Source organism: Pseudomonas synxantha (genome assembly GCF_900105675.1).
GTDB classification, from domain to species: domain Bacteria; phylum Pseudomonadota; class Gammaproteobacteria; order Pseudomonadales; family Pseudomonadaceae; genus Aquipseudomonas; species Aquipseudomonas synxantha.
Window position 1 is genome coordinate 5,991,095 of record NZ_LT629786.1, and the last position, 20,182, is coordinate 6,011,276.

Genomic DNA, 20,182 nt, shown 5'->3' on the forward strand with positions numbered 1-20,182 from the left:
CAAGCTCGCTAGACAGCCAACGATCAAGACCGCTGACCGCTCGCTGCGAGCAATTCCTTCAAGATCGTTGCCGGGTCGGCCCGCTGTTGCTTGCGGTAGTTGCCGACATGGCGAACGAACAGTGTCGCGCGCGTCACCAGGCTCTTGCCGAGCACTGGCTTGCGATCCAACTCTTCCTTGATTCGTTGAAACTGCGCCTGGATCACCGCATCGGTATAGCGCGTGCCGGTGGCCAGGTTGTCGATATAGATAGCCACCGCACCGTCGAGGGCGCTGCGTCCATTGGTAATGGCCGTGGCGAACAGCTGCGCGCTGGCCTCGTCCTTGCTGTCCACGGCCTGCTGGCGACTCTTCTGCAGGTTGGCCAGGCGGATGTTGTAGTTGCTGATGGTCTCGGCCACCAACGCCGCCGACTGAATCAGGTTGCCCGCCGCTTCTTCACGTTGCTGGGCGATCAGCGAAACGTTGCGCTTGAGCTCTTCGTTGACCAGGCCCAGCTCGGCTTGCAGCTTGGGGTCGACGCTGGCGGCGATGATGCTGTCCAGGCGCTTGGTCGGGTCCTGGGCGTCGTCGATGGCGTCAGTCAATGAGGCCAGGCGCCCTTCCTTCTGCCATTGGGCAAACAATTCCTTGTAGCGCGAACGCGGCGCCGACAATGCGCCAATCGCCACGCGAAAGCCGGTGGTCTCGTTGCTTTGTTCGGTGCCATCGGCAGCAAACAGCGGGTATTCGCGGCGCATGCCGGTGAACAGCGTGCCCTCGCCTTCCAGGTAGTTGCCGCCCTTGACCACAAAGCCACCATAGGTGCCCTGGCGCCGGCCGGCGTGGACCAGCTGGAAGGATTCCTGGACCATTTCCGCAGCGTTGCCGATCACGTCAAACAGGCCGATGGGGTTGGGCAACTTGGTACCGATGGGCATCAGCCGTGCTGCCTGCCCAGTGCCACCAGCCACCTGGTTGAACACCGCGTAGTCGGCCAACGGGCCATCGCTTTCGCTGCCCTCGGCGCGGCGTGGGTACAGGCGCCCTTCCAGGTCCTGGCGGCTGACCGCCTGGCCACCGCGTGCGGCGTACTCCCACTCCACTTCGGTGGGCAGGCGCACAAAGCCCAGGCCGCCGTCTTCGGCCGACGATCCACGCCCACTCACCGGCAGCAATTCACGGTGGTACTTCATCAGCCAGGCGCTGTAGACCGCCGAAAACCGCTCGGCTTCAAAGCGCGACAGTTTCACCTTGGGCAAACGCCCGGCCATACCGGCAGGCGCGTCACAGGCCGGGGCCGGCTCGCCGCTGGCCAGGGACTGCGCCTGGGCCATCACCTGGGCGTACTGGCGCGCGGTCACTTCGTATTTGCCGATGAAATACAGCATGGGCTTGAGCGGGGTCTTGGCGTCGGTCTTCGGCATCAGCGGCGCGATGACTTTATTCCAGTCCTTGGGCAAGTCCTTGAGGGTGAACTGGCCATTGATGAAGTCGCGGCGATAGCCGGAAATAAACGACTGCTGATAACCGGCCTCGCCTTCGGCAAAGGGGTAGCCGAGGCTGATTTCGCGGTCATCCAGGGTGCCCTGGGCCAATACATAGGCGTAGCGGAACACCATGTTGCCGTCGCAGGGCAGCGGCAGGCTGACGTCATCCGGCAACGGCTTGGGGTTGTCGAGCTTGTCGCTTGCCTCATCCGCCCAGGCCAGAGAGGCCAGGCTCAGCGCCACACAGACGCCCAATAACTTATACATCTCTGATTCCCTCAGAAGCCTGAATACGCGCCACTCGCCAACCACCACAGGCGGCCGCCACGGCGCTGACGCCGAACACAGCAGCCAGGGCCAGACCGTAATGACGCGCCAACAGGTGGCTGGCGTATTCGCCCGGCACCTGCACAAAAAGCTTATTCAGCGCGGCCTCGGCCAGGCCATACAGCCCACCACTGAGCACGGCGGCAAAGCCCGCGCTGTACAGCGCCTGCAGCAGCACAAATAACAACAGCGCCCCGGTGGAAAACCCCAGCAGACGCAACACCGATAATTCCCGGCGCTTGCGCGCCACCGCCGCCAGGGTTGCGGCGAAGATCGCCGCAAACGCCCCGGCCAGGGCCAACCCGGCGATGACCCAGAACACAATCGACAGGTTGCGACTCAACGACTGCACCTGGGCGATGGTGTTCGCCTGGGTCGACACCAGTAGATTCTGCCCGGCGAAGAACACCCGCAACGGCTCTACATCGGTGAGGTTGCGCGCATACAAGCGAAACGCCGGATACACCCGCTGTTCGCTTACCGCCACCGCATCCCCCGCCCAGCCCAACGCCGCTACTGCACGGCCATCGCGGTAATCTTCCGCCGCTTCCAACAAGCCCAGGCCTGCAAACAAACCGTCACGGGCGAACGCTTCCAACGGCAACACGGCCAACACCTGCAATCGCGTGTGCTGGGCTTGGACCTGCCCGGCCACCTGCCGCGCAAAGCTGGTCTGCAGCCAGTCGCCAGGCCTGGCCGCGAGCTTTTCGGCGGCGGTATGGCTCAGCACGATCTGGTCCAGACCATGGGGTATCGGCAAGCCGGTCAACAACGGATCACCCGCGGCGGTCGGCAGCATTTCCAGAGTCAGCGCACCCACCTGGGCCGTTGCCGCAATCTGCCGTGTACGCGGCAAGGCGAACGCCACATCGCTGCGCTGCCCCAGCTGCTCGATAAACGCCGCGCTGAACCGTCCACCACCCAACGGGATGATTTCACGGGTGGCGGGGTCAGTCTCCAAGCGTTCGGTCAAACTGCTGACCAGTCCAAATTTCAGGCCGAATAACACCAGCAACGGCGCGATGACCGCCACCAGCGCCAGCACCGAACAGGCCGACAGCCAGCGATCGTTGCGGTAGTCCTGCCAGGCGAGCGATGTGATCAGGCCGATGCGCATCAGCACACCTCCCCGAGGGTCGCAGTGACGCCGCCGTCAGCATCGCGACGGCAACTGATACGCCGCACCTGCAAGCCACTGGCACGGGCCAGAGGCTCGTCATGGGTGGCGATCACACAGGCAGTGCGGTGCTCGCGGGCCTGGGCCAGCAACGCCTGCATCACACGTTCGGCGTTGAGCGGGTCGAGGGACGCAGTCGGTTCATCCGCCAGCACCAGTTGCGGCCCATGGGCCAAGGCCCGGGCACAGCTCACACGCTGGCGCTGGCCCACCGATAACGCGGCCGGGCGCTTACCCAACTGGTCGCTGATCTGCAACTGCTCGGCCAGGCGCGCCACGCGGCCGTCGTCTTTCAAGCCCAGCAATTGCCGGGACAAGGCGATATTGCCGCGCACATCGAGAAACCCCAACAAACCACCGGTTTGCGGCACATAGCCCAGGTGCTGGCTGCGCAATGCAGCCAGGTCGGATTGCCGGTCGGCACGCCACAGCGCGCCGATGTCCTGCTGGTTGAAGTCAAACTGCTCGGCCTGATCCGGCGCCAAGACCAGCGCCAGCAGGTCCAGCAAAGTGCTTTTGCCGCAACCGCTGGGCCCGACAATCGCCAGTTGTTCACCTGCGTCCAGGTGCAGCGCCGCAATCACCAGGCTATAGCGCTGGCTGCCGACTCCCCGGCTCTTGTGTACCGCGTTCAGGCTCAGCATTAAGGCAGCGTCGACAGCGGCACGCGGTACAACGCGTCGCCCGGTTCGGCATCGCCGAAACGGACCCAGTTGGCCACGTCGTTATGGAAGGTTTCATACAGGCGGATCTTCGAATCCAGCTCGTCGATAAAGTCTTCCTGCTCGGCCACGCTCAACGACAACCACAAATCCTGGGTCATGTTCAGCGACTTGCTGCGATACGGCAGGCCCTCCAGGTATTCGCCGAGCAAACCGCCATCGGCCAGGTTGCCGCCCTTGCGCAAGGCTTGGGGGTCACGGCTCATATAGGCCGAGGCGCTGGCAATTTCCTGGAAGAAATCCTTGGGTGAGCGTTGGGTCTTGCGCGCCGCATCCACGATCAACTTCAGCGACTGCTGCAGATCGTTGAGTTGCAGCTTGGTCAGCATCACGCACACCTGGAACGCCGGCAGCGCCGGGTTGGTCAGGTCGCGGTCGGCGGTCCAGGCGTTGACCAGCTGCGGCGCCTGGCTGGCGGTTTTGCGCCCGAGGAAATCCATGTGCATGGCATAACCGACGGCTGCGGATTTATCCGCCAGGCTTGGCGCCGAACTCAGCAGCGGCACCGGTTGTGGCGTGTTACTGCGCACCTGATGCACCAGGTTGGCGAACACCGTGCCGATCTCATCCACGCGCTCACCCAGTTTGCGCACATCACCACCCGGCACCGGCGTATAGAGGTCGCCGATCTGCGGGTTGGCATCGGCGGTAAGGATCCGGTATTGGCTCTCGGCACCGGCGTGGGTTTTCTTGCCGGCGTCGGTGCGCAGGTGCAGCGCATAGATCTTGATCTGCTTGCCCAGCGCCGCCTGGCGCACTTCGGCTTCGTTCATCTGGGTGGCGGCGAACGGGTCGTTCTTGCGCAACGCGCCCGCGTCGGTAACCAGCAGGATGATGCGACCGCCGTAGCCCGACCAATCCATTCCATCCACCGCCTGCATCACGCCGGCAAACGCATCTTCGTTGAAGGAATGGCTGGACACCGTAGAAGCCTTGACCTGACGCGCCATATCGAGGAAGCGTTGCGGGTCACGGCCTTGGTCGAGGCTGATCAGGGTTTTGGCGACATATTCCAGGCCCGGGGTTTTCTTGATGCTGCTGCGGAAACCCACCAGGCCGAAGCTGACACTGTCCAGCTCGCCACGTTCGGCAATGCGGGTTTGCAGTTCGTGAACCACATCGCGCACCTGATCGATATACGGCTGCATCGACACGGTGGTGTCCACCACCAGCACCACGGCGGTGCGGAAGGCGTCGGCGTTTGCGCTGATCAGCGGCGTGGCCGGTTTGGCCTGCGCGCTGCTGCCCGGGTCGATGGAGGCGATGTTAAGCAACTGCACCGGCTGGCCGTGTTCATCGAAGCTTTCTTTGGCGTCGAAGATCGGCAGCAGGTAGAACTGGTCCTGTGGCACCGCGCTGGCCGTCGGCTCCAGAGCCAGCACCTGCTGGTTGTCTTCACGGTTGCTCTGCGCCTTGGCCAGCACGCTTTTCGCCGCGGCGGGATCGGCCAGCAGTTTTTCCACTTCGGTCGATTGACGCAGGAACATCACCGGCGCCCGACCGGAGCGTTCGGTGAACTTGAGCACCAGGCTCTGCTTCCAATCGCTGACCTGGGAGGCCGGCAGCCAACCGTCGCTGCGACCATCAGTGGCAGCGCCGACGCGTACCCACGGGCTGCCATCGACATCCTTGCGCTGGTACACGTAGAGCACCGAGAACGCCGGCAAGGTTTTGCCTGGCGCACTGCCCGCATCTGTTGAAAGCTTGGCGCCGGGCTTGCTGAGCACGCGCTGGAACAGGGTCTTCTTGCCCGCCATCAGCAGAGGCCTTTGGCCGCCGTCGACTTCGGCGGCCGCCACGGGTGGCGTCACCTTCGGCACTACGGCAGACGGCGGCTGGGTCGGTTCATCGCTGCCACTCAACCACCAGTAGCTAGCGCCGCCAATGGCCAAGGCAACCGCCACCGCCACGGCGGCCAACGCCAACACCGGTCCACGGCGCTGCTCGGACGGCGCGTTGTGCTGCGTCGGAGTCACCACCGGCTGGCGCACTATCGGCTGCGGCTGTGGTTTATCGGTCGGGATATCGATGGTGACGGGCGTCATGCCCGCCAGGTCGAAACTCAATGGAATCGGCAGCGGCCGCACCAAGGTGGCTTCTGCCGAGTCCGCCGGCAGTTGCTCCAGTGCCTCCAGCAACGCCGCCGCATTCGGGAAGCGCTCCGCCGGGTCCTTGGCCAGCAACTTGCGCAGCACGCCCTGATAACGCCCGTGGTGCACCGGCAGCTCCGGTAACGGCTCGGTCAGGTGCGCCAGTGCGGTAGAGAGCGCATCGGTGCCGCTGTAGGGCAGCTTGCCGACGAGGATCTCGTACAACACCACGCCGAGCGCGTAGAGGTCGGCACGACCATCGATCTCCTGGCCTCGCGCCTGCTCCGGGCTCATGTAGCTTGGCGTGCCCACGGCAAACCCGGCCTGGGTGAATTGGGTGCGGTCGTCCAGTGACTTGGCGATGCCAAAGTCCGAGAGCACTGCGGTGCCGTCGGCGCGGAACAGGATGTTCGCCGGCTTGACGTCGCGGTGCACCAGGCCTTGGGCATGGGCATAACCCAGCGCCGAGGCAATCTGGCGGATCAGCGTCACGCCCTGCTCCGGCGTCAGGCCGGCGGCAATGCGCTCCTTGAGCGTGCCGTTGGGCAGGTATTCCATGGCCATGTAATACAGCTCACCGACGTTGCCGATGTCATGGATGGTCACCGTGTGCGGATGCGACAAGCGCGCCAGGGTCTTGCCCTCGCGCAGGAAGCGTTCGCAGAACGTCGGGTCGGCCGCCAGCGCTGCCGCCATCACCTTCAACGCCACCTTGCGCTCCAGCGAACGCTGGGTTGCCAGGTACACGCTGGCCATGGCGCCTTCGCCGATCTCGCCTTCGATGTCATAACCCGGGATGACGATGTTCATGACGAGACCTTCACGACAATGGCGGTGATGTTGTCCGGTGCGCCGCGATTGAGCCCCAGGTGCACCAGGCTGCGCACGATTTCATCCGGCGCGTCATGGCTGAGCACTTCGCGGATTTCATGGTCTTCGACGGTCTTGTTCAGTCCATCGCTGCACAACAGGTAGCTGTCGCCGGGGGCGATCAACAGGTCCACCGAGGCGACATCCAACTGGGCTTCCACGCCAACAGCGCGGGTGACGATATTGGCGCGTGGATGTGTGCGGGCGTCGGCTTCACTGAGCAAGCCGCTGTCTTGCAAATCCTGGACGTAGCTGTGGTCGCGGGAAATGCTTTCCAGCACACCGTCGCGCAGGCGATACAAACGACTGTCGCCGGCCCACAGGCACACGCCGCGCAAGCCGCGTGCAACGAACACCACCACGGTGCTGCCCATCATGGTCACGCCACGGTTGGCGGTTTCTTCGCGCACAGTGGTGTTGATGCGCATCAGGTCGTTGCGCAGCGCCGCCGCGTATTCGTCGAGGGAGCGGCCCAGCGGCACGTTACGCAAACTGTCGACGATCAAGCTGCTGACATAGTCCCCCGCCGCGTGCCCGCCCATGCCATCGGCCACCACCCACAGGCGGTGTTCCGGCAGGTCCAGGCAGGCATCTTCGTTGACTTGGCGAACCATGCCCACATGGCTTTTGCTCGCGGATTTGTACGTCGCCCCCATCTACACCACACCTTCTTGTCCGAGCAAAAACTGCGCAAAATCGTCGGCGGCAGGCAAACCCTGGCACCGTAATAAACCTGGGGAAATATGCTGCGAACCCCGGCCCCACCACAGGCTCGCGCCCTCGCATGCCTGTTCGGCCAGTGCGGTCATGCGCTGATGGGGCTCGCTGGCTGCCACCCGTTGCAGGCCGGCGAAACGGCTATCCACTGCACGCGGCTCAGTCGCCGGCACGCCCAGGGTGTCGAGGCCAGCGTTGAAGTTTTCGAAGGTGGCGCCGCTGTCCAAGGTGCCGAGCAATAGCGCTTCGGCCTGCTCGAACCAAATGTCCGGGCCGCCCACCAGAGAGGCGGGGTTGGTGTCGCGATCCAGCAAGCTGACCACCGTCAACGGAAAATACCGCCCGACCCGGTCAATGCTCGGCATCACCACCCCGGCCGCCGCATCCGGCCCGCACACGTCCGGTGCCAGCACAAAACGCCATAACGGGCTGACCAGGTATGCCTTGAGCCAGTCACCGCCCAGGCTGTTCTGGCTGGCGAGCAACCCCGCCGCCAGCCAACTGTCCCAGGGGCCGATAAAACTCTGGGGCAAGGCGCGGCTGACAAAGTCCCCGCGGCTGGCCAGCTTGCCGTAGAAACCCAGGGTCGTCATAGACGCTCCGGCAGGCTGAAGCCGCTGAGTACCCGGCTCTTGAACGGGTTGAAGGCACTATTGGCACGCAATTCGTAGGCGATGCTGGCGCCGTCGACCCGCAAGCGCAGGTTGAAGCGATCCGGCGAGTTGCCGGCGGTAAGATCCGATTGCTCCAGCAGGCGGAACCAGGCCCATGGGCCATCCAGGGTGATGCCGGAGCGACCACTGGCCGACGGCGGCATGATGGAAATGCGCACCACGCCAATACTGCCGGGGTTAGGCCATTGCATCGCCACCGGGCGGCTCGGGCCGTGGTCGTAGCTCAATTGTTGACCGTCCAGATCGAGCAGGAACTGAGTGATGGTCGGGTCCATAGACACTGGCTTGAGTTCGAAACGCACGATGGGCTGGGTGCCCCCGGATCTGAAAAACGCATCCCGGATAGTCGCTGCACGCTGGAAGGTTTGCAGCACGCCCGGGGCAATCCCAAGCTTCTGCGCCGCACCCGGCTGCCAGCGCCAGGTCTGTGCCGATGTGTCCACATAGGGCTGCAGGTATTTGCGGAAGTAGTTATCCATCACTCCGCCCACGCCAAAGAACTGGCCGAAGTCATCCAGGGTCGCGTCCCGCGCACTGCCCGGCGACATCGGATAGCGACCAGCCAACGACTGGCGATACACGTTGACCACCTCGCTGACCCAGGCCGCGTTCAACTGGTTGCGCACCCCGCCCATCATGCTGTTGGTGGTGGAATTGACCACCGACTTGACCATGCCCTGCACCAGCGGCGGCTGGCGCTCGGCATTCAGGCTGACCCGCGTGGCCGCAGCCGCTGCCTGGTTCTTGGCCTCACCGAGCAGCGCATCGCCGCTGGCGCCGACCATGGCGCTGACTTGCACATACAGCGCATTCATGTCCGAGAGCAGGCCGTCGATGGCCGCCGGCTCACCTTCGTTTTTACTGACGATGCTGTTGAGTTCGGCAAAGTGCGCGGTCACTGGATCGTCCGCAACCACCGGGGCATTCGCCGTGGTTTGTTCCTGGCCGAGCAAGCTGCCCAGGCGCTCCTTGAGTTTGTCGACACCGCCCTCCACCGCCACACCTTTGGCGGCCAATTGACGTTCTTCAGCTTGCAGATCGGTTTCCTTGGCCACCGCCACCAACAATTTTTTCAGTGGCGAGGTCGGGCCGGAGATCACCCGCAGCACATCGGCGGCCTGGGCCACGCTGGTGATCGGCACGAAGTCGATGTCGGCGAGCAGCGCATCCCACTGGCGCTGGTAGTCCTGGAAGTACAGGCGGCGCACATCGGCGGCCAGGCTCACCACGTTCTGCTGATCGGCCTGTTCGTGGCCCAACACCCATTGTTCTTCGGCCAGGGTGCCGGTCTGGTTCAGGCTGCTCAGCAGGAATGCCTGGCGATAGCCCTTGGCGGTGAAGAAACCACTCAACGGCTCGCCCAAGGGCTTGCCGCTTTTGCGGCTGAACACCAACGCCGCGTCACGCCCGGCGGCCTCGTTGAGGCGAAAGTCCGGGATACCTTCGGGCAGTTTCTGACGCTTGACCCGGTCATACACCCGCTGCGCTACCGGCAGTTGCTGCAACTGGCGACGCAGGTCATCGATCAGGCGCGGGTCCAGGCGGGCACTCGGCGGGTGCCGCTCGAACAGTGCCTGCAAATGCCCAGCCAGTGCCTGGCGTTGGTCGGCCGGCAGGTCGCGGGGCAGGTTGCGGTCCCAGTCCAGGGCGATCCAGGCCTTGATAAAGTCCGCGTCGTAATGCTCGGTGTCGGCGAGCATCAGGTAAGCCTTGAGGCCCTCATAGAGGAAGTCCGAGTTACCGCCGCCGTGCAGTTGCTCTTCGATACGCGTCACCAGGCGCGGCGCAAAGACGGCGATCAACAGCTTGCGGTACACGCTGGCAGACTCGGCTTCGAGCATATCGCCTTGATACAACCCCAGCCCTTCGGACCAGCTTGGCGAGTCCGCCGCCAGGTTCTTGACCGCATCGAGCAACGGCAGCACGGCAAGCACTTCCCGCTGTGCCGGGCTCAGGTTTTGTACCGTCTGCCCCAGGGGCGCGACCTTCTGGTCGACCTGGGCGATGTACGCCTGGTTGGCGCGATAACTCACCCACCACAGGCTGCTGACCACCACGACCAAGGCGACGGTGGCGGCCAGTACGCCACGGGCGATCCACTTGCGGCGCCGTTCGACTTTCGGGTTCACCCCAACCAAGCCACGCTCGGCGAAGGCCACGGCGGTGAAGAGTTTCTCGATGAAGTAACTGCGCCCGGTGCCGCTCTGGCGCGCCAGGTGCTGGCGGTCCAGATTCATGCTCTGGGCCATGGCGCCGATCAAGCGGTCAATCGGGCTGCCTTCCTGGGTGCCGCTGGTGAAATACACGCCGCGCAGCAACACGCGCTCTTCAAAGGCGTTGGGTTTGAACACAGCTTCGAGGAAGCTTTGCAGGCAGTCCTTCAATGCGCCGAACTGCTGCGGGAAACCGTAGATCAGGTCGCGCCGCGCCGGGTCGCGCTCCTGTTGCAGGCGCTCGACCAAGCGTTCGTTCAGGCGCTGTTCCAGCCCGGCAAATTCACTTTGCAGGTGCGCCAACGGACTGTCGCTGTGCTTGCCGTCATCAAGGGCAAAGGTCATTCCCCATACCTGGGCGCGCTCTTCCTTGCTCAGGTTATCGAAGAACTCCATGAAGCCCGGCACCAGGTCGAGCTTGGTGAGCATCAGGTAGATCGGGAAACGCACGCCCAGTTGGGTGTACAGCTCCTGGATGCGTAGGCGTATCGCGGCGGCATGGGCAGCGCGCTCGGCGTCTGTACCCAACAGCAGATCCGACAGGCTGATGGCGATGAACGCACCGTCGATGGGCCGGCGCGAGCGCTGTTTTTTCAGCAGGTCGAGGAAGCCCAGCCACGCGGCTTTGTCCACCGTGGAGTTGCTGTCCTGGGTGGTGTAGCGGCCAGCGGTGTCGAGCATTACCGCTTGATCGGTAAACCACCAGTCGCAGTTGCGCGTGCCCCCGACGCCGCGCACCGCACCGGCGCCCAATTGTGCCGCCAGCGGGAAATGCAGCCCGGAATTGACCAGCGCGGTGGTCTTGCCCGAACCCGGCGGGCCGATGATCACGTACCAGGGCAGCTCGTAGAGGTTGCGCCGCTCATCGCCACCAAGCTTGGCTTTTTTCAGCAGCGTCAGGGCTTCGTCCATGCGCTGGCGCAGGGTCGACAATTCTTCGGCAGTGGCGACGCTGTTGGGGTCGGCCGGGGTTTCGGCGGCCAGGCTGCGCATCACTTCGGCGGCCTGGCGGCGGGCCTGGATAATGCGGAACACGCGGTAGGCGATCCACAGCGCAAATACCAGGATGATCAGCGCCCAACGTCGCCCCTCGGGCATCAGCACATCGAGCAACGGCCCGACAAACCAGATGATCAGGCTCAGGGCAATCAGGCCCAGCACGGGGATCACCCAGCGAATCATGAAACTGAAAAACGCCTTCACTCGACGCCCCCCGCCAATACGGTGATTTCAACCCGACGATTGCGGGCACGTCCTTCGGCAGTACTGTTGGTCGCCAACGGCTCGGTGTCGCTGCGGCCTTCGGCGCTGAAGCGATCACCCTGGCCGGTCTTGGCCGCGAGAATCTCCAGCACCGACTTGGCTCGGGCTTCGGACAGCGCCCAGTTCGACGGAAAGCGCAACGTGGCAATCGGGCGGTTGTCGCTGTGACCGGTGACGCGTACCTGGCCCTTGACCTTGCGAATGGCGTCAGCGATACGCAGCATCAGCGGCTGGTAGTCATCGACGATGCTGGAGCTGGCGGACGCGAACAGCTCATCGCCACGAATGGTCACCACCGAGCGGTCCACCTTGTCTTCCACGGCCACGCGACCGGCCTTGATGTCTTCGGCCAGGAAGCCGGCCAGGCGCGGCCGCTCGATGACTTTCGGTTGCGCCACCGGACGGTCGATGGCCTGCACCGGGATCTCACCCAGGGCATGGATATTCTTGAATACCGGCTCGGCATCCGAGGCCAGCTTCATGCGCAGGCCGAACAGCAACGCCAGCAATAGCGCCAGGCCAATCGCTACGGCGATCCACGGCGGCATGAATTGCGCCAGGCGGTCACGGGCCACGGTCACGCCGCGCCAATGTGGCGACAGCTCACGCTCGAGTTCGCCACGGGCGCTGCGAATCGCTGCGGCGGTGCGCTCGCGCAAAGCCTCCAATTGGCTGCGCCCATCGGTCATCACGCGGTAGCGGCCTTCGAAACCCAGGCACATGCACAGGTACAGCAGCTCCAGCAGGTACAGGCGTTCCCGTGGGCTTTGCAGGCAATGGTCGAGCAACTGGAAGACCTTTTCACCGCCCCAGGCTTCGTTGTGCACAGTGATCAGCAGGCTTTGTTTACCCCAGTCGCTGGTGCTGCCCCACGGCGTACTCAGTACCGCTTCGTCCAATGCAGTGCACAGCGCGTAACGGGCCAGCAGCACTTCATTGCGCGCTACGCCGGCGGCCTCGGCGCGCTCTTCGAACTGGCGCAGGTAGGCCAGCAACTGCGCACGCAGGCTGGCTGGCGCCGGGTGGGCGATGGTGTTGCGCAGCCGCGTCAGCAGTGCCAACAGCGGGCCGGCGGCGCTTTCCAGTGGGTTCAGGCCGTGGCTCTTGCCAGTGAGGATCGGCGCGGCCGGCATCGACAAAGGTGCCGGCTCTGCACGTGCAGGTTCTGGCGCACGGCCACCCGGGCGCGGCATGAACTGGGTGCGGTCATCATCATTGGGATGCATCGCGGATTATCCTCGGATCGCCCAGAAGGCCAGGTTCAAGCCCGGGAACTGCCCGGCGATATGGAAGGCAAAACCGCCGGAATTGCTCAACTGCTGCCAGTGCTCGCTGCCCCGGTCCAGTTCGTAATAGGTGCTGCCGGCGTGGTACGGCAGTTGGCGCGGCGCTACCGGCAACGGCAGCAGGCCAATGCCCGGCAGTTGCAGGTTGACCATGTCGCGGATGTGCTCCACCGAGCCGACCTTGCTCTGCTGGCCAAAGCGCGCACGCAGGGTTTCGCCGGGCACATCGGCACGCACCACGAGGATGAAACTGGCGTTGTCGAGCAAGGTCTTGTCGGCCAACATGGCCACGTGGATGCCGTAGGCTTTCTCGACAATCGGGATTGGCGTGGCCTTGCTGTCGATCAGCATCGACAGCGCCTCACGCAAGGCGGCCATGACCGGCGTGAAGCTCAGGGCCAGGTCGTCGTGCTGGTATTGCGGGTATTCCTGGGGGCGCCGACCTGAAGTTGAGAAGGTGGAAAACTCACCGGCCAGGCTCACCAATTCACTGAAGAAGCGTTCCGGGTGCAGCGGGCTCAACTGGTTGAAATGCTGGATCAGCGGCTGGGCGCGATTGACCAGTTGCAACAGCATGAAGTCGGCAATCTCCGAGGCGCCGCCAGCGCCGGAAGCCACAACGCGGCCGGCCAGGGCTTCGCCACGCTGGTGCAACAGGCCGAGCAGTTCGCTGCGAAAGGCCGTCAACGGTTTGCTTGCGGCCACATCCAGCACCGGCGGGATATAGGTGTCATCCAGCACCAACGCACGGTCGGCGCGTTTTTCCTTGATGCGTACCAGGCCGATGGCGGCGTAGTCGCTGATACCGTCCTGCGCCGTCAGCAGGCGTAACGCTCGCGAACCCACTGCCACTGGTGCGCGGTTTTCGAAAGGCGCGTTGTCGTCGCGCACTTCGCGTACCTGGCTCACATAACGTGCGGCCTCCAGGGCTTCGCCCTCGTCGACAGTGTCGCGGGCACCCGCACGCTTGAGCGGCAGGGCCAGGTACACCAGGCCGTCGCGCAGATTGTCGTCGATATTCAACGGGCTCGGCGCCAGGTCATCCTGGGGGATATTGAACGGCGTGCCGTCCGGCAACAGGCCACGGGCCGACACAATCGCCAGTTTGCCCTGGGCCAGCAGGCCCTGGTCGATCAGCAATTCGGAAAAGCCCCAGGCCCCGGCCGACAACGGGCGGCTGCGGGCGTCGATCAGGTTTTCCAGGTAACGGTCATGCTGCTGGAAGTGCTGCGTTCCGATGAACATGCCTTCCGACCAGACCACGCGATTGTTCCAGGACATGGGGGCTCCGATTGCTTGTTATTGGGCAGGGCTGGATGGGGGAGCCACGACATCGGCGCGCACGGCACGCACATCGAGGCTGATCTGGTATTCACTGGATTGGCGCGGCGGCACGTTGATGACGGTGCGCCATTGCGCACGGTCCAGCTCGCGATAGCCCACCAGCACGCCGATCTGACGCGTGGCCGGGTCGAGGTCGCGCTGGATGCTCAGTTGCTGGCCGGGTTGCACCATCACTTCATCCTGGTCCAACAGGTCGAGGCCGAGGGTCGATTGCGCACGGTCCGCCAGGGCGAAGTAATCGGAGCGGGAAAAGGTCGCGGCGTTTTTCAGTTCGAAAATGCGCACCCGCACCGGCGCGGCCTGGCCGTTGGCGCCGGGGTTAAGCCCGGCAATCGCGTGGAAGTGCAACTCGACAGTGGTGGTACTGGCTTGCGCGCCGGCAACCGCTTCGGGTTTGACCGCGTCGTTGGCACACGCCGTCAGCAGCAGCGCGGTAGCGGCTGCGAGTAAAAACCTGGGAATCATCCTGCGTCCTCAATGACGTACTTAGCTATCCGTTTGATCCATTCGTACAACGCGTTTTTAGCGTCGCTGTCGTGCGCTGTGTTCTTCGTAGGCCCGACTGAATTCGCGGCCGAACAGGTCCTGGAAATCCTCCTGGGCCTCGCGGGAAATATTGCTGTAGAGCTCGGTGAACTGCTGCCAGTACTGGGCCTGACGCGAGCCGTTGAAAATACTCGAAAGGCCACCGGGCTTGCCCATGCGCTCTTCCAGCTGCGCCGGCTCAAAGCGCATGAGCAGGTGCTTGATCGCCGCTTCCACTCCGGCCATCACCGCCAATTGGTGGGCCCGCAAGTCGTCGAAGCTGTCACGCACCGCAACGTCCGGCGCCATAAACGCTTGGTTGCCGTGACGAAGCAACAGCAGTAAGGCTTCATCGGCATTCGGGGCGAATTTCAACGGGTTGTTTTCGGCAGGACGGATCATCGTCTGCTGCATGCGGAACTCGCCCTTGAGGCTGGCCCGGGCACGCAATACGTCAATCAGGCCCTCGACCATCAGCCGGTAGCTGCGGCCAATGCTTTCCATCTGGGCGCAGGCGTCGGCTTTATCCAGGCGTAGCTGGTCAAGGCCGGCACCGCGCAGGAAGGCTTGCAACAGGTCGGGTTGTGGCTCGGCGCCGGCCACGGGGAGCGCAACAGGCTCGACCACAGGTGGCGGTGGGGCAATAGGTGCAGGAGGCGGCGCAGTATTGACCACCGCCGCGGGTGCGTCGCCGAACAGGTCCCAGTCTTCGGGAATAACCGAGCCCTGCACCTGAGCTTTTTCAGGCTCGGGCGCAGGCACAGCAACCGGCGCCGGCGGGCGGAAATCGTGCTGCTCGGACGGCACATGGTCGGCCACGGTGGGCGGCGGCACGGCGCTGGGGCTGAGGAAGTCGAACAGATCGGGCAAGGTTTCCATCGACGAGGCGCCGTGGAACTGCGGTGCGATCATCGGCGTTGGCGCGGGCGGGCTCGCCACAGCGCCCATCAGCGCTTCAAAGCTGTTCGGCGAATCACCGGCAAATGGCTGGCTGCCAACGGCCTGCACGTTGAAGTCGATACGCGCCTGGATTTCGTAATCGCCAATGCGGATCAGCTCGCCATCATGCAGCGGCTCGCTATTACCCCTGCGCAAACGAATACCGGCGTTTACCAGTTCCACACCGTTGGTACTGTTATCAGTTAAGTAATAACGACCATCTTTGTATTGAATAACGCAATGTTGGGAGGAAACGAGACGTTCCGGGTCAGGCAATACCCAGTCATTCTCTGAACTGCGGCCGATAGCCATCACGCCCTGATCCATGGACTTCTCGGGGCACTGCCCAGGGGTAATCTTGTGATAACTAGTGATAGTCAAACACAGCGCCATCTTGCCTCCTTGCTGATACATCGCGCGCGGTCTATCCAAAGGGACACGCTTCCCTGAAGACTTGCCCACGGTCGCGCAAAAACGACCGCCAAAACTGTCTTTACCAGCATGATCGATGATCTTAACTGGCTTGCATGACAAAAATCCTCTACGGGCACGCCTTTCGACCCGTCAGTCGCGCAGGTTGTTAAACACCGCACATCTGTCACAGAGGGCGAATAGCTTACCTTGACAAGGCATAAGTACTACACCAAAAATGCACAACTTCTTGAACATCAGTGATGGCGCAATAGTGGCGCTCTGATGTTATGACCAAGAAAACATGCAAAGTTCATCGCGTAACTCGTGCATGCGTTGCTCGCCGTTCAGCGGGCTGATAAGGAGATCGAATTCAGTGGATGTGCCGTTGTTGCTCACCGCCGTTTCTGCGACTTCGCCTTGTGGCGAAGACATGGAGTATGACGCGCAATTCTTGCAACTGGAGCGTGATGCCAAGGGCCAGCCCGAGCGCAGCATGGGCGACTCGATCCTGCCCGCTGAACCCCCGGAATGGCGCAGCATCCAGCAGCAAAGCCTCGACCTGTTGCAGCGCAGCAAAGACCTGCGCATCACCCACTTCCTGCTGCAAAGCTCCCTCGCCCTCCAAGGTGTGGCCGGGCTGGCCGAAGTCCTTACGCTGATCAACGCCCTGCTGCGCGAATACTGGGCGGACCTGCATCCGCGCCTGGATGCCGACGACGATAACGACCCCACCGTGCGCATCAATGCCCTGTCCGGCTTGACCAGCGACACGACGATTCGCCTGCTGCGCGAGAGTATTCTCACGCGCTCGCGCACCTTCGGCCCCGTGAGTCTGCGCGCCGCGCTCAACGCCAGCGGCCTGCTGAGCTTCCCCGATGAGCAACTGGGCAGCCAGCAGCTCAATGCCGCGTTCCTCGACAGCGACCCCGAACTCCTGCAAGCCACTCGTGACGCCTTGAGCGCAGCACGTACGGCCTGCGAAGCCATCGAACAACAGGTCAATGACCAGGTCGGTTCCGCCCAGGGCGTGGACCTCAGCGCCTTGAAGCAACCGCTCAAGCAGGCCCTGCAAATCCTCAATCAAGCGGTGCCCGGCACCGACAGCAGCAGCGATCCCGAGGCCGTCAGTGACGACAATGCCCCCTCGGTCGATTGCGCCGCTGCGCCCGCAGCCCCACGCCCGACGGGCGATATCGCCACCCGCGATGACGTGCTGCGCAGCCTCGACAAGATCCTTGCGTACTACACCCGGCACGAGCCATCGAGCCCGCTGCCGGTGTTGTTGAACCGGGCCAAGAACCTGGTGCACGCCGACTTCGCGGCCATCGTGCGCAATCTGATTCCCGACGGCATGTCCCAATTTGAAAACCTGCGCGGCCCGGACAGCGACTAAGCCGCCGGACCGTGCAGTAACAACACCGTCGCTCAAGCGACCAGGAGCAGCAACGTGGCGAAGCAAAGTTCTCAGAAATTCATCGCGCGCAACCGTGCGCCTCGAGTGCAGATCGAGTACGACGTCGAGCTTTACGGCGCCGAGAAAAAGGTCCAGCTGCCTTTTGTGATGGGTGTGATGGCCGATCTCGCCGGCAAGCCTGCCGAGCCTCTGGCTCCCGTGGCCGACCGCAAGTTCCTTGAAGTGGATGTCGATAACTTCGACTCGCGCCTCAAGGCCATGCAGCCGCGCGTGGCGTTCCACGTACCCAACGAGTTGACCGGCGAAGGCAACCTGAGCCTGGACATCACCTTCGAAAGCATGGACGACTTCAGCCCGGCCGCCGTGGCGCGCAAGGTCGACTCCCTGAACCAGCTGCTCGAAGCCCGCACCCAGTTGGCCAACCTGCTGACCTACATGGACGGCAAGACCGGCGCTGAAGAAATCATCATGAAGGCGATCAAGGACCCGGCACTGCTTCAGGCACTTGCCAGCGCGCCCAAGCCTGCAGGGGAGCAGTAAGCATGACTGACAATACCGTACGCGAAGGCGCATCCAGCCTGGGCGCCACCGAAGAAACCAGCGAGTTCGCCTCGCTGTTGATGCAAGAGTTCAAGCCCAAGACCGAACGTGCCCGCGAGGCCGTGGAAACTGCGGTGCGCACCCTGGCCGAACAGGCCCTGGCGCAAACCGACCTGGTGTCCAACGACGCAATCAAGTCGATCGAATCGATCATCGCCGCCATCGACGCCAAGCTCACCGCCCAGGTCAACCAGATCATCCACCACCAGGATTTCCAGCAGCTGGAAAGCGCCTGGCGTGGCCTGCACTACCTGGTCAACAACACCGAGAGCGATGAGCAGCTGAAGATTCGCGTGCTCAACATCTCCAAGCCGGACCTGCACAAGACCTTGAAGAAATTCAAGGGCACCGCATGGGACCAGAGCCCGATCTTCAAGAAGATGTACGAAGAAGAATACGGCCAGTTCGGCGGCGAACCTTATGGTTGCCTGGTAGGCGATTACTACTTCGACCAGTCGCCACCCGATGTGGAATTGCTGGGCGAACTGTCGAAAGTCTGCGCAGCCATGCACTCGCCTTTCATCGCTGCAGCTTCGCCAACCGTAATGGGCATGGGCTCCTGGCAGGAGCTGTCGAACCCCCGTGACCTGACCAAGATCTTCACCACCCCGGAATACGCCGGCTGGCGCTCGCTGCGTGAATCGGAAGACTCGCGCTACATCGGCCTGACCATGCCACGCTTCCTGGCGCGCCTGCCGTATGGCGCCAAGACCGATCCGGTGGAAGCCTTTGCCTTCGAAGAAAACACCGACGGCGCCGACAGCTCCAAGTACACCTGGGCCAACGCCGCGTACGCGATGGCGGTGAACATCAACCGTTCGTTCAAGCACTACGGCTGGTGCTCGCGCATCCGTGGCATCGAGTCCGGCGGTGAAGTGGAAAACCTGCCGGCCCACACCTTCCCGACCGATGACGGCGGCGTGGACATGAAGTGCCCGACCGAAATCGCCATCAGCGACCGCCGTGAAGCGGAACTGGCGAAGAACGGTTTCATGCCGCTGCTGCACAAGAAAAACACCGACTTCGCCGCGTTCATCGGTGCGCAGTCGTTGCAGAAACCGGCCGAATACGACGACCCGGACGCCACCGCCAACGCCAACCTGGCCGCACGCCTGCCGTACCTGTTCGCCACCTGCCGTTTCGCCCATTACCTGAAGTGCATCGTGCGCGACAAGATCGGTTCCTTCAAAGAGAAGGACGAGATGCAGCGCTGGTTGCAGGACTGGATCCTCAACTACGTCGACGGCGACCCGGCGCACTCCACCGAAACCACCAAGGCCCAGCACCCGTTGGCGGCTGCCGAAGTGATCGTGGAAGAAGTCGAAGGCAACCCGGGGTACTACAACTCCAAGTTCTACCTGCGCCCGCACTACCAGCTGGAAGGGCTGACGGTGTCGCTGCGCCTGGTATCGAAGCTGCCTTCGGCGAAAAGCGCTTAAGTAACTCGCTCTCGCTCTTCTGTGGGAGGGGGCTTGCCCCCGATGCAGGCAACTCGGCCTGTCAGTCAGACCGAGGTGATGCTATCGGGGGCAAGCCCCCTCCCACACAAAAGCATTGCCCCTTTTGGGGCATAACCAAATTCAGTGGCAGAGTCCACACAGGGAGAAAACATGGCTGTTGATATTTTCATCAAGATCGGCGACATCAAGGGCGAGTCCATGGACAAGGCCCACAAGGACGAAATCGACGTATTGAACTGGAGCTGGGGCATGGCCCAGTCCGGCAACATGCACGTCGGCGGTGGCGGCGGTGCGGGCAAGGTGAATATCCAGGACCTGTCGCTGACCAAGTACGTCGACAAGGCTTCGCCCAACCTGATGATGCACTGCGCCAGCGGCAAGCACATCGACAAGGTCAAGCTGACCGTGCGCAAGGCCGGTGGCGAAAGCCAGGTCGAGTACATGGTGATCAACCTGGAAGAAGTGCTGGTCACGTCCCTGAGCACCGGCGGCTCGGGCACCGATGATCGCCTGACCGAGAACGTCACCCTGAACTTCGCCCAAGTGATGGTCGACTACCAGCCGCAGAAAGCCGACGGCACCAAAGATGGCGGCGCGATCAAGTTTGGCTGGAACATCCGCTCCAATACCAAGCGCTGATAGCCCCTGTGGCCGTGGCCTCGCGTCACGGCCACAGAT

At 63.2% G+C, this 20,182-nt stretch carries 15 protein-coding genes; 4 read left to right on the top strand and 11 right to left on the bottom strand.

Translation table 11 applies throughout. The annotated features are described in order from the left end of the window. Positions 1 to 23 precede the first annotated feature (23 nt). Genes BLU48_RS27820 through tagH form a run of 11 tightly spaced genes read right to left on the bottom strand, consistent with a single transcriptional unit; the run spans position 24 to position 16,009 of the window. Positions 24 to 1,736 carry a formylglycine-generating enzyme family protein gene (locus BLU48_RS27820; protein ID WP_057023320.1) on the bottom strand — a complete coding sequence of 571 codons (1,713 nt, stop codon included), beginning with the start codon at positions 1,734 to 1,736 and terminating at the stop codon, positions 24 to 26. Further along, positions 1,729 to 2,913 (bottom strand): FtsX-like permease family protein, encoded by a 1,185-nt coding sequence (locus BLU48_RS27825; RefSeq protein ID WP_057023319.1) that lies wholly within the window; start codon positions 2,911 to 2,913, stop codon positions 1,729 to 1,731. The genes BLU48_RS27820 and BLU48_RS27825 overlap by 8 nt, the downstream gene beginning before the upstream one ends. Then, positions 2,913 to 3,617 (bottom strand): ABC transporter ATP-binding protein, encoded by a 705-nt coding sequence (locus BLU48_RS27830; protein WP_057023318.1) that lies wholly within the window; start codon positions 3,615 to 3,617, stop codon positions 2,913 to 2,915. The genes BLU48_RS27825 and BLU48_RS27830 overlap by 1 nt, the downstream gene beginning before the upstream one ends. Continuing rightward, positions 3,617 to 6,595, bottom strand: coding sequence for a serine/threonine-protein kinase (locus BLU48_RS27835; protein ID WP_057023317.1), 2,979 nt, complete (start codon positions 6,593 to 6,595; stop codon positions 3,617 to 3,619). The genes BLU48_RS27830 and BLU48_RS27835 overlap by 1 nt, the downstream gene beginning before the upstream one ends. Then, the gene (locus BLU48_RS27840) at positions 6,592 to 7,311 is read right to left on the bottom strand and encodes a PP2C family protein-serine/threonine phosphatase (RefSeq protein WP_057023316.1); all 720 of its coding nucleotides are present in this window, start codon (positions 7,309 to 7,311) and stop codon (positions 6,592 to 6,594) included. Before BLU48_RS27840 ends, BLU48_RS27835 begins: the two co-directional genes overlap by 4 nt. Next, the gene (gene tagF / locus BLU48_RS27845; RefSeq protein WP_057023315.1) at positions 7,312 to 7,965 is read right to left on the bottom strand and encodes a type VI secretion system-associated protein TagF; all 654 of its coding nucleotides are present in this window, start codon (positions 7,963 to 7,965) and stop codon (positions 7,312 to 7,314) included. Next, positions 7,962 to 11,462, bottom strand: coding sequence for a type VI secretion system membrane subunit TssM (gene tssM, locus BLU48_RS27850; protein ID WP_057023314.1), 3,501 nt, complete (start codon positions 11,460 to 11,462; stop codon positions 7,962 to 7,964). The genes tagF and tssM overlap by 4 nt, the downstream gene beginning before the upstream one ends. Continuing rightward, positions 11,459 to 12,748, bottom strand: a complete 1,290-nt coding sequence (locus tag BLU48_RS27855; protein WP_057023313.1) for a DotU family type VI secretion system protein — start codon at positions 12,746 to 12,748, stop codon at positions 11,459 to 11,461. The genes tssM and BLU48_RS27855 overlap by 4 nt, the downstream gene beginning before the upstream one ends. Positions 12,749 to 12,754: 6 nt before the next feature. After that, a complete protein-coding gene (gene tssK, locus BLU48_RS27860; RefSeq protein WP_046070113.1) occupies positions 12,755 to 14,089 on the bottom strand; it encodes a type VI secretion system baseplate subunit TssK in 1,335 nt (444 codons plus the stop codon). A gap of 18 nt (positions 14,090 to 14,107) precedes the next feature. Beyond that, a complete protein-coding gene (gene tssJ, locus BLU48_RS27865) occupies positions 14,108 to 14,617 on the bottom strand; it encodes a type VI secretion system lipoprotein TssJ (protein ID WP_057023312.1) in 510 nt (169 codons plus the stop codon). Positions 14,618 to 14,674: 57 nt separating this feature from the next. Beyond that, entirely contained in the window at positions 14,675 to 16,009 is a 1,335-nt protein-coding gene (gene tagH, locus BLU48_RS27870) for a type VI secretion system-associated FHA domain protein TagH (RefSeq protein ID WP_057023311.1), read from the bottom strand. A 394-nt stretch (positions 16,010 to 16,403) separates the two neighbouring features. On the opposite strand from tagH, the gene tssA reads away from it, so the two are divergent. The 4 genes from tssA to BLU48_RS27890 all read left to right on the top strand — a co-directional run bounded on the left by tssA (position 16,404) and on the right by BLU48_RS27890 (position 20,143). Next, a complete protein-coding gene (tssA, locus tag BLU48_RS27875) occupies positions 16,404 to 17,423 on the top strand; it encodes a type VI secretion system protein TssA (protein WP_057023310.1) in 1,020 nt (339 codons plus the stop codon). A gap of 54 nt (positions 17,424 to 17,477) precedes the next feature. Beyond that, on the top strand, positions 17,478 to 17,984 hold the full coding sequence (tssB, locus tag BLU48_RS27880) for a type VI secretion system contractile sheath small subunit (protein WP_003195557.1): 507 nt from the start codon (positions 17,478 to 17,480) through the stop codon (positions 17,982 to 17,984). 2 nt (positions 17,985 to 17,986) lie between these two features. Beyond that, the gene (tssC, locus tag BLU48_RS27885; RefSeq protein ID WP_043048103.1) at positions 17,987 to 19,483 is read left to right on the top strand and encodes a type VI secretion system contractile sheath large subunit; all 1,497 of its coding nucleotides are present in this window, start codon (positions 17,987 to 17,989) and stop codon (positions 19,481 to 19,483) included. Between the two features lie 171 nt (positions 19,484 to 19,654). Then, positions 19,655 to 20,143, top strand: a complete 489-nt coding sequence (locus BLU48_RS27890; RefSeq protein WP_005792512.1) for an Hcp family type VI secretion system effector — start codon at positions 19,655 to 19,657, stop codon at positions 20,141 to 20,143. Positions 20,144 to 20,182: the final 39 nt, after the last annotated feature.